Origin of the sequence: Streptomyces diacarni (assembly GCF_003323715.1) — a bacterium.
Lineage (GTDB): Bacteria > Actinomycetota > Actinomycetes > Streptomycetales > Streptomycetaceae > Streptomyces > Streptomyces diacarni.
Map to the genome: position 1 here is coordinate 1 of NZ_QOIN01000069.1, position 9842 is coordinate 9842.

A 9842-nucleotide genomic window follows, 5' to 3' on the forward strand; every position below is an offset into this window, starting at 1 on the left:
GGCGCAAGGTCGGCCGTGGTCAGAAGCTGCGGTCGCGCCTGTCGAAGGGCTACTACGGCGATTCCGGGCAGATTCCCAAGCCCACGCAGGAGGAGTACCGCGAGATCGAGAGCAGCCACGGTCACCACTGACGGCGCGGCACAGCTGAATCCGCCACACCGGGAGGGGTTCACGGGTACGTCCCGTGGGCCCCTCCCGGCTGTGTGCCGGGTCGCACCGCCCCATCGGACGCCCTCCACCCCGCTGCCCACGGGGTGAACAGGCGACCACGCCGCCCGGTCGGGCTCGATAGGGTGGCGGCACCATTGCGTCGGTCTACAGCCAGGATGTGGTTCCCATGAGCGCTGCTCCCCCCGCCGGAGGCGACACCGTGGCGGCGCGTACCTGGCCCGACGTGCTCAGCGCACTGCTCGCCGGCGAGGACCTGAGCGAGAGCGCCACCGCGTGGGCGATGGACCGGATCATGCGGGGCGAGGCCACCGACGCGCAGATCGCGGGGTTCGCCGTCGCGCTCCGCGCCAAGGGGGAGACGGTCGAGGAGATCTCCGGGCTGGTGCGCGCCATGTACGCGCACGCGCGCACGATCGAGGTGCCGGGCCCTTCCGTGGACATCGTCGGCACCGGAGGCGACCGGGCCAAGACGGTCAACATCTCGACCATGTCCTCGATCGTCGTCGCCGGAGCGGGCGTGAAGGTCGTCAAGCACGGCAACCGGGCCTCCTCCAGCGCCAGTGGCGCCTCCGACGTCCTGGAGAAGCTCGGGGTGGATCTGGAGCTGAGCCCCGAACGGGTCGCCGAGGTGGCGGCCGAGGCCGGCATCACCTTCTGCTTCGCGGTGCGGTTCCACCCCTCGCTGCGGCACGTCGGCACGGCCCGCAAGGAACTGGGCGTCGCGACCCCGTTCAACTTCCTGGGGCCGCTCACCAACCCGGCCCGGGTCCGTGCCCAGGCCACCGGCGTCGCCGACGCGCGGATGGCGCCGATCATCGCGGGCGTGCTGGCGGCCCGCGGCTCCTCCGCGCTGGTCTTCCGCGGGGACGACGGGCTGGATGAGCTGACCACCACGGCGACGTCCACCGTGTGGATCGTCCGCGACGGTGCGGTGCGCGAGGAGAGCTTCGACCCGCGCGACGTCGGCCTCGAACTGGTGCCCGTCGAGGCGCTGAGGGGGGCCGACGCCGCCTACAACGCGGACGTGGCACGGCGGCTGCTGGACGGCGAGCGGGGGCCCGTGCGGGACGCCGTCCTGCTGAATTCGGCCGCCGCGCTCGCGGCGCTCACGCCCACCGACGCGCCGCTGAGCGAGCAGATCGCCGCCGGGATGCGGCGCGCCGCCGAGTCACTCGACTCCGGCGCTGCCCGTGCCGCTCTGGACCGGTGGGTGGAGGCCAGCCACCGGCGGTGACGCGCCCCGCGCCCCGCAGGGGCGACCCTGGCGCCGGGAGCTGCCCATGAAGCCGGCAGTGGAGGCGTGGGCGCGCCCCGGAAGGGGGCGCGGGGAACGGCGCGACAAGCCACAACCCACCGGCAGACCGCTCGCTGCGGGCGGTGGCACTTCCTTGCCGGAGCATGCGCTGGAAGTTCGCAGGAAGCCCGAGGCCGCGTGCGGGAGGCCGCCGCCCGTCGCATCGACGGCGGCGGCCTCCCGGCCGGGGCGCGGGGCCCCACCCCGTGCTGAGGCCCCGCGACCGCGAGTCGGGCGTCACCTCCGTGCCGCCGCCTCCAGCGTGGCCACGTCCAGCTTCACCATGCCGAGCATGGCCGCGGTGACCGCTTCGGCCTGCGCGCTGTCCGCCGCCTCCAGCAGCTCGAAGAGGCGACGCGGCACGATCTGCCACGACAGGCCGTACCTGTCCTTGAGCCAGCCGCACTGGACCTCCTGGCCGCCGCCCGCCGTCAGCTTCTCCCACAGGGTGTCCACCTCCTCCTGCGAGTCGCAGTCCACCTGGAGCGAGATCGCCTCGGTGAAGAAGAACTCGGGGCCGCCGTTGAGCGCCACGTACTCCCGTCCCGCCAGCTCGAAGTCCACCGTCATCACGGAACCCGGCTTCCCCGGGCCCGTCTCGCCGTAGCGGGTGACGCCCAGGACGCGGGAGTCGTCGAAGAGGGAGACGTAGAACGCGGCCGCCTCCTCGGCCTGGGTGTCGAACCAGAGGAACGTCTTGATCTTCTGGGACTGCCGCATGATCGTCATCTCCTGGTCGCTCGGTTCACGCCGTCTGCCAGTACAGACCGTCCGGGCACCGGAATCTCATCGCTCGGCCCGGATGTCGCCCCTGCGGCCCCACCGGAGCGGTGGCCGGCGACGGCTCCGGCCGACGCCAGCGTGATGCAGCCGACCGCCAGCCACTGGAGGCCGCTCAGCCGCTCGCCCAGCAGGATCAGACCGGCGAAACCGGCGGCGACCGGCTCCAGTGACTGGAGCACGCCGACGACCCCGGCGGGGAGGCGGCGCAGCGCGGCCAGTTCGAGGGAATAGGGGACCGCCGCCGACAACACCGCCACCCCGAGCCCCGCGAGGAGGATCCGGGGCTCGGCCAGCCGGGCCCCGGCGTCGGCCAGTCCGAGGGGCAGCGTCAGCACGGCCGCCCAGCAGACGGCCAGTGCCAGCGGCCCCCCGCCGCTCATCGCCGCGCCGGTGCGCCTGCTCAGCAGCAGGTAGGCGGCCATCGAGACGCCCGAGGCCGCCGCCCAGGCCACCCCGCGCGGGTCGAGGGGCTGCCCGCCCGAGCCCGGCAGCGTGAACAGCGCGAGCCCGGCGGCGGCCAGCAGACCCCAGGCGGTGTTCATCCAGCGGCGGAGCGGCAGCACAAAGACGGCGAGCGGGCCGGAGAGCTGGATCGTCATGACGACGCCGAGGGGCAGGTGCGCCATGGCGAGGTAGGAGAGGTTCATCCCGGCGATGGCGGTGCCGAACGCGAGGAGCAGCAGGGCGGAGCGGCGGTCGGGCGGCCGCCGCGGGCGCCACAGTGCGAGCAGTACGAGTCCGGCCAGCCCCAGCCGGAGCGTCACGACACCGAACGGGCCGCCCACGGTCTCGACAGGCCCTTACCGAGTGCCTGTCCCGTCTGGACGGTGACGACGCTGCCGAGGACCAGCAGCGGGGCGGGCAGCGCGGGGGAGGGCGAGGGCCGGGTGCCGGCGGGGTCAGTCCGCGCGACCACCGGGCTCCTCGCGCTCGGGCTGGTCCGCAACGGTGCTGCGGCCGCCGACCACCAGCTGTTCGACGCCCTCGTGGCGTTGCAGCCAGGCGCGGAGGGTGCCGCAGGCGCAGCGGGAGTAGACGAGGGTTCCCTCGGCTACCCGGTGGCGGGAGACGGTCTCGTACGGATCGTGCAGCGGCCAGCCGCAAGTGGCGCAGCGACCGCCGCCGAAGGCGCGGCGGATGTCCATGCGCCCCAGCGTCGTGCCGGAGCAGCATGCACGTCCATCGCAACTTTGTGCACACAACCGTGCGGTTTTGCCGCACGGTTGCCGGATGATGGCCACATGATCGACCTGCGGCTCCTGCACACCCTGCGCGTGCTCCACTCCGAGGGCACCGTGACGGCCACGGCACACGCCCTCCATCTGTCGCCCTCCGCGGTCTCCCAGCAGTTGCGTCAGCTCGCGCAGCAGACCGGGGCCGAACTCCTGCGCCAGGACGGCCGCACGCTGCGGCTCACCCCCGCGGGGCGGGTGCTGCTGCGCCACGCCGATGTGCTGCACGCGCAGTGGGAGCAGGCGCGGGCCGACCTCGCCGCGTCCGGCGGCGGGGGCCGGCTCACGCTGCGCGTCGAGGGCTTCACCACCACCATGGCCTCGCTCCTCGCGCCCACGGCCCACGAACTGCGGGACGCGCGGCCGCCCGTCCGCGTACTCCTCCACGAGTCGGACACCCGGCTGAGCTACCAGCGGCTGCTCGCTGACCAGGCGGACATCGCCGTGCTCACCCCGCACCCCGACAGCCCCACGGTCGACGACCCGCGCTTCGCCCAACGGCCGCTCCTGGACGACGTCCTGGACCTCGTCGTGCCGGTGGGGCACCCGCTGGCCGGTCGGCGCCCCGTGGACCTGGCTCAAGCGGCGGCGGAGGACTGGATCACCCCCCACCACGACCAGGACAGGCTGATCCAGGCGCTGTGCGCCGCCGCCGGGTTCACCCCCCGCCGCCTGCACCACTCGGACGAATGGCCCGCCATCCTCGCGATGATCGGCCACGGCCTGGGGGTGTGCCTGGTGCCACGGCTGATGTCGGTCGCAGGGCACCCGCGCGTCGTGCGGGTGCCGGTGCAGGGAAGTCCGCCGCCGTTCCGGCGCGTGCTGACCGTGGTGCGGCAGGGCAGCGAGGAACAGCCCGCCGTCGCCGCGGGACTGGCCGCACTGCGGGAGCGGGCCGCCGTGCTCACGCGGGAGCCGGCGGGGGAGTTCACGCTGGACCCTGCGGGGGAGTGACTAGATGGTTTCGCGGCCGTTACGGGGGGCTGCGCAGGCGCAACGAGAGGCCCGTACTGTCATGACTCCGGAACTGGACTGGAGGCGACGTGACGGCAGGAAGGATCAGCCGGTGGGATCCCGAGGATCAGGAGTTCTGGGCGCGTGGAGGGCGACGCGCCGCACGGCGGAACCTGTGGTTGTCCGTCTACGCCGAGCACATCGGTTTCGCGGTCTGGAGCCTGTGGTCGGTGCTGGTGCTGTTCTTGACGCCCGCACACGGGTACGGACTGTCGGCTGACGAGAAGTTTCTGCTGGTGTCGGTGGTCTCGCTGGTGGGAGCGCTGCTGCGACTGCCGTACGGGTTCGCGGTCACCCGGTTCGGCGGGCGCACGTGGACGGTGTGCTCGGCGCTGGTACTGCTGGTGCCCGTCGCGGGGGCCGCTGTGCTGGTGCGCTACCCCCACACGCCGTTGTGGGCGCTGCTGCTGTGCGCCGCGGCCGCCGGGCTGGGGGGAGGGAATTTCGCCTCTTCCATGGTGAACATCAACCGGTTCTTCCCCGAGCGGGAGAAGGGATGGGCGCTCGGACTCAACGCCGGAGGCGGCAACCTGGGAGTCGCCACCGTGCAGTTGCTCGGGCTGCTCCTGCTGGCGACCGCCGGTGCCGCTCACCCGGAGGCGCTGCCGCTGCTCTTCATACCGGCGCTGTTGCTCGCTGCGCTGCTCGCACACCGGCGCATGGACAACCTCCCCGCTGCCCCGACCGACTACGGTGCCTACCGCCGCGCGCTGCGGGACCGCCACTGCTGGCTCCTCTCGCTGTTGTACGTGGGAACGTTCGGCTCCTTCATCGGCTTCGGTTTCGCCTTCGGACTCGTCCTGCAGAACGAGTTCGGCAAGAGCCCGGTGCAGGCCGCCGCGTTCACCTTCCTCGGGCCGCTGCTGGGATCGCTGACGCGTCCGCTGGGCGGGCGGTTGGCCGACCGGTTCGGCGGAGCGCGGGTCACCGCCTGGACCTTCCTCGCTCTGGCCGGTGGGGCCGCCGGCTCGCTGGCTGCCTCGGCCGCCGGGTCCTTCAGCGGCTTCGTCGCCGTCTTCGTCGCGCTGTTCGTCCTCACAGGGGTGGGCAACGGGTCGACGTACAAGATGATCCCCGCCCGGTATGCTGCGCGGGCCGCCGACGCCGTCGAGGCCGGTCTCGACCCCGGGGAGGCGCAGGTTGAGGCGCGGCGGCTGACGGGAGCGGTGATCGCCGTCTCGGGAGCGGTGGGGGCGCTCGGCGGCGTCGGGATCAATCTCGCCTTCCGCGAGTCCTACCGGACGACCGGCGACTCCCGCGCGGCCCTCTTCGCCTTCCTCGCCTTCTACGGACTGTGCATGGTTACCACCTGGGCCGCTTACCTGAGGCGGCCCAGTCGACCCGGCTCCCGGCACGTGCCCACAGCGGTCGGATCGCAGGAGGATCCCCTGCCGGGCGCCGCTGAAAGGGAGGTGCGGTCGTGACCGGAGAGACTGCCACCCACTGCCCGTACTGCGCCCTCCAGTGCGCCATGTCCCTCAGCCCCGGCCCTGGTACCGGACAGCTCACCATCGCTCCCCGCGACTTCCCCACCAACCGCGGTGGCCTGTGCCAGAAGGGCTGGACCGCCGCCGAACTGCTGACCTCGCCCGAGCGCCTCACCACTCCGCTGATGAGAGACGGCAAGGACGCCCCGCTGCGCGAGGCGGGCTGGGACGAGGCCCTCGCCACTGTGGCCCGGCGCTTCGCCGAGCTGCGCGCCGCGCGCGGCCCCGACTCCGTTGCTGTCTTCGGCAGTGGCGGCCTGACGAACGAGAAAGCCTACGCACTAGGCAAGTTCGCGCGCGTCGCGCTCGGCACCTCGCAGATCGACTACAACGGCCGCTTCTGCATGTCCTCCGCCGCAGCGGCCGGCAACCGGGCCTTCGGACTCGACCGGGGCCTGCCGTTTCCCGTGGCGGATCTGGACGATTCCGAGGCAGTCGTCCTCGTCGGTGCCAACCCTGCGGAGACGATGCCTCCGCTGATGGGTCACTTCGACCCCGCCCGCCTCATCGTCGTCGACCCGCGCCGCACGGCCACCGCCCAGGCGGCGCTCGACGGCGGCGGACTGCACCTGGCACCCACACCTGGCACCGACCTGGCCCTCGCGCTCGGCCTGTTGCATGTTGCTCTGGTCGAAGGCCACCTGGACACCCCGGGCAGGGTTGCCTACCGCCGGGAACGCACCACGGGCTGGGAGGCCGTACGCAGGTGCGCCGCGCGCTGGTGGCCCGAGCGTACCGAGCGGCTGACCGGTGTCGCGGCCGCGGACCTGCGGCGGGTCGCAGCCGTGCTGGCCGGCGCCCGCCGTGCCCACATCCTCACCGGGCGCGGTGCCGAACAGCACAGCAAAGGAGTCGATACGGTCGCCGCCTGGATCGACCTCGCCCTCGCCCTCGGACTGCCCGGCACCCCGGGTGCCGGGTACGGCTGCCTGACCGGGCAGGGTAACGGCCAGGGCGGCCGCGAGCACGGTCAGAAGGCCGACCAGCTTCCGGGCTACCGGCACATCGAGGACCGCGCCGCGCGCGAGCACGTCGCCCGCGTATGGGGCGTGCAGGAAGCGGAAATTCCTGGGGCCGGGCGCAGCGCCTGGGAGCTGCTGGACGCGCTCGGCACCCCGGGCGGCCCCAACGCCCTGCTCGTGATGGGCTCCAATCCGGTCATCTCGGCCCCGCGGTCGCGCCGCGTCATCGAACGACTGCGGGCACTCGACTTCCTCGTCGTAGCGGACTTCGTCCGCTCGGAGACGACGGACCTCGCCGACGTCGTACTGCCCGTGGCGATGTGGGCCGAAGAGTCGGGCACCATGACCAGTTTGGAGGGTCGCATCCTGCGCCGACGCGCGGCCCAGGCCCCGCCGCCGGACGTTCGTAGCGACCTAGAGGTCCTCCACGAACTCGCCGTCCGCCTTGGCCGGTCGGGCGAGGAGTTTCCGCCCGAACCGGCGCCCGTGCTCGAGGAGCTCCGCCGTGCCTCGGCGGGCGGCGTGGCCGACTATGCCGGTGTCGCGCCCGAACTCTTGGACGACGACGCGGCTGTGTACTGGCCGGTTCCGGACACCACCGGTAGTTCCCGGGCCGACGAACGCGTTGGAGAACCCGTCGGAACCCCGCGGCTCTTCCTCGACCGGTTCGAGCATGCCGATGGGCGGGCGCGCTTCTTGCCGGTCGAATATCGGGAGGCGGCGGAAATGCCCGACGCCGCACACCCGTTGTACGCGACTACAGGGCGGCAGCTGGAGCACTATCAGTCCGGGGCGCAGACCCGTAGGGTGCCCGGATTGCGGGCAGCGGCGCCGGAGGCGTACGTCGAGGTGCACCCCGACACGGCGCGCCGGGCGGGGCTCGCGGACGGAGAGAGAGCCCGGGTGGTCTCCCGGCGCGGGGCGGTTCTCGCCCGAACCCGGTACGTGGGGGACATGCGAACCGACACGGTCTTCCTTCCGTTCCATTTCCCCCAGGCCGGTGCCGCCAACGTGCTGACCAACCCGGCACTCGACCCGGTGAGCCGCATGCCGGAGTTCAAACTGAGCGCCGTACGACTGGAGCGCGCCGACGGGCACGCACCGAAGGAGGGGGAATGAGCCGAGTGCCGCGTGTCGTGGTTGTCGGCAACGGGATGGTTGGAGCGCGGCTGTTCGAGGAGGTGCTGCGCCGCGACCCTCTGGGCAGGCGAATGCGGCTGACCGTGCTGGGGGACGAGCCGGTGGGCGGCTACAACCGGGTGCTGCTGCCGGGGCTGCTGTCCGGCGCACTGGCCGAGGACGATGTGGCGCCGGGCCGGCTGGCCCCTTCGCATCTGTCGGATTCGCCGGTCAGGGGGGACACCTCGGTCGAGGGCCCGTTCGGCACCGGCTCCACCGTCACCACGGTGGACCGCGCGGCGCGTACCGTCATGCTGGCCGACGGGCGCCGCCTGCCCTACGACAGGCTGGTGCTGGCCACCGGTGCCCGCCCCGTCCTGCCACCTCTGCCGGGCCTGTGCCTCGATGCCCAGGACGACGCCTCCGCCGACGGTTTTGTCACCACGCCGAAAGGGGCCCTGGAGCTCGCCCGTGACGTCACCGCGCTGCGCACTCTCACAGACGCGCGCCGGCTGCTCGCGCTCGCGGACCGGGCGCGCGGACGAGGGGCGCGGATCGCGGTCCTCGGCGGAGGCGTCCTGGGCCTGGAGGCGGCTCGGGCTCTCGCAGCGCGCGGCGTCGCCGTAACGGTCGTCCACGCCACACCACACCTGATGGACCAGCAACTGGACGCACCGGCCGGGCGGATACTCAGCCGGGCCCTGCGCCGACTCGGCATCGAACAGCGACTCGGGACCTCGGCGGTGCGCTGGGAAGCGGGAGTGGGGGTGCATTTGACGGACGGCACCGTGCTGCCCGCCGCCGGACTGCTGCTGTGCACGGGAGCCCGGCCCGAGACGACACTCGCCGAGGCCTGCGGCCTGGCCGTCGGACCGGGCGGGATCGCCGTCGACGAAGCCCTCACCACCTCCGACCCGGCCATCCACGCGCTGGGTGACTGCGCCGACGCCGATCCGGGACTCGTACAACCCGGCTGGGAGCAGGCAGCCGTTCTCGCCGCGCGATTGACCGGTGAGAACGCCACAGCCCGCTACTTGGGCACCCCACGGGTGACCCGGCTGAAGGCAGCCGGCATCGAACTGACGTCCCTGGGGGACCCATTCGTTGAGGACGAGGGAACGGCGGGCGACGGCGGCCCTGAGATCCTGCGGATCGAGGACCCGGCCCGGGACCGCTACGCCAAGCTGGTGCTGCACGGTGACCGGGTGACCGGCGCCATCCTTCTCGGTGTACCCGACGCCGCAGCCGGGCTCGTCCAGCTTTTCGACAGCGGCGCGCTCGCCCCCTCCAACCGACTCGCCCTCCTCCTCGGACGGGCCCTGCCGACCGAGGCGGCGAACGATCCCGAAGCGATGCCCGACCGCGCGATGGTATGCCGCTGCAACACTGTCACCAAGGGCGGGCTGCGCTCGGCCTGGCACGGGGGCGCGCGAACTCCGCAAGAGCTGATCGCCGCCACCCGCGCCACGACCGGTTGCGGGGGCTGTCGTATCGCTGTCGAGAAGCTCGCCGCCTGGCTTGCCGAGACCGGCCCGGCAGTCGGCCCCACTCCGCACCCGTCGTGACGGCCGGAGGCGACCGTCGTGTACCCGCTCCCCCCGTTACCGTTTTCGCGGTCCTGCAATGGGACTCCCGGCCTCCGGGTCCGGCATGGCTTGTCCCCCTGTCGAACAGATGATCCGGGGGGTGGTGCCACCGGCCCTGGAGGCACCGTGAGACCGCTGATAGAGGCAAGGCCACCGCCCCGCCGGGGCGGGAGGGTCTGCGTAACGTGGAAGCA

General features: G+C 72.8%; 9 protein-coding genes. 5 read left to right on the forward strand and 4 right to left on the reverse strand.

Annotation, left to right across the window (positions count from 1 at the left end):
• Positions 1-337: 337 nt before the first annotated feature.
• Positions 338-1405: an anthranilate phosphoribosyltransferase gene (trpD, locus tag DTL70_RS31040; RefSeq protein ID WP_114025353.1), complete on the forward strand. Its 1068-nt coding sequence runs from the start codon at positions 338-340 to the stop codon at positions 1403-1405.
• 297 nt (positions 1406-1702) lie between these two features.
• Here trpD and DTL70_RS31045 read toward each other — a convergent pair whose 3' ends face one another.
• The 4 genes from DTL70_RS31045 to DTL70_RS31055 are packed head-to-tail and all read right to left on the reverse strand — an operon-like array spanning position 1703 to position 3393.
• Positions 1703-2185 (reverse strand): VOC family protein, encoded by a 483-nt coding sequence (locus DTL70_RS31045; protein ID WP_114025358.1) that lies wholly within the window; start codon positions 2183-2185, stop codon positions 1703-1705.
• A gap of 5 nt (positions 2186-2190) precedes the next feature.
• Positions 2191-3012, reverse strand: coding sequence for an EamA family transporter (locus DTL70_RS31050; RefSeq protein ID WP_220183681.1), 822 nt, complete (start codon positions 3010-3012; stop codon positions 2191-2193).
• Positions 3009-3164 carry a hypothetical protein gene (locus DTL70_RS33985; protein ID WP_220183682.1) on the reverse strand — a complete coding sequence of 52 codons (156 nt, stop codon included), beginning with the start codon at positions 3162-3164 and terminating at the stop codon, positions 3009-3011. The genes DTL70_RS31050 and DTL70_RS33985 overlap by 4 nt, the downstream gene beginning before the upstream one ends.
• The gene (locus tag DTL70_RS31055; RefSeq protein WP_114025354.1) at positions 3148-3393 is read right to left on the reverse strand and encodes a hypothetical protein; all 246 of its coding nucleotides are present in this window, start codon (positions 3391-3393) and stop codon (positions 3148-3150) included. Before DTL70_RS31055 ends, DTL70_RS33985 begins: the two co-directional genes overlap by 17 nt.
• Before the next feature lie 96 nt (positions 3394-3489).
• Between DTL70_RS31055 and DTL70_RS31060 the strand changes: the two genes are divergently transcribed.
• The 4 genes from DTL70_RS31060 (at position 3490) to DTL70_RS31075 (ending at position 9627) form a co-directional block, all read left to right on the forward strand.
• A complete protein-coding gene (locus DTL70_RS31060) occupies positions 3490-4434 on the forward strand; it encodes a LysR family transcriptional regulator (protein ID WP_114025355.1) in 945 nt (314 codons plus the stop codon).
• Between the two features lie 89 nt (positions 4435-4523).
• On the forward strand, positions 4524-5918 hold the full coding sequence (locus tag DTL70_RS31065) for an MFS transporter (RefSeq protein WP_114025356.1): 1395 nt from the start codon (positions 4524-4526) through the stop codon (positions 5916-5918).
• A complete protein-coding gene (locus tag DTL70_RS31070) occupies positions 5915-8062 on the forward strand; it encodes a molybdopterin oxidoreductase family protein (protein ID WP_220183683.1) in 2148 nt (715 codons plus the stop codon). The genes DTL70_RS31065 and DTL70_RS31070 overlap by 4 nt, the downstream gene beginning before the upstream one ends.
• On the forward strand, positions 8059-9627 hold the full coding sequence (locus tag DTL70_RS31075; protein WP_114025357.1) for an FAD-dependent oxidoreductase: 1569 nt from the start codon (positions 8059-8061) through the stop codon (positions 9625-9627). The genes DTL70_RS31070 and DTL70_RS31075 overlap by 4 nt, the downstream gene beginning before the upstream one ends.
• Positions 9628-9842: the final 215 nt, after the last annotated feature.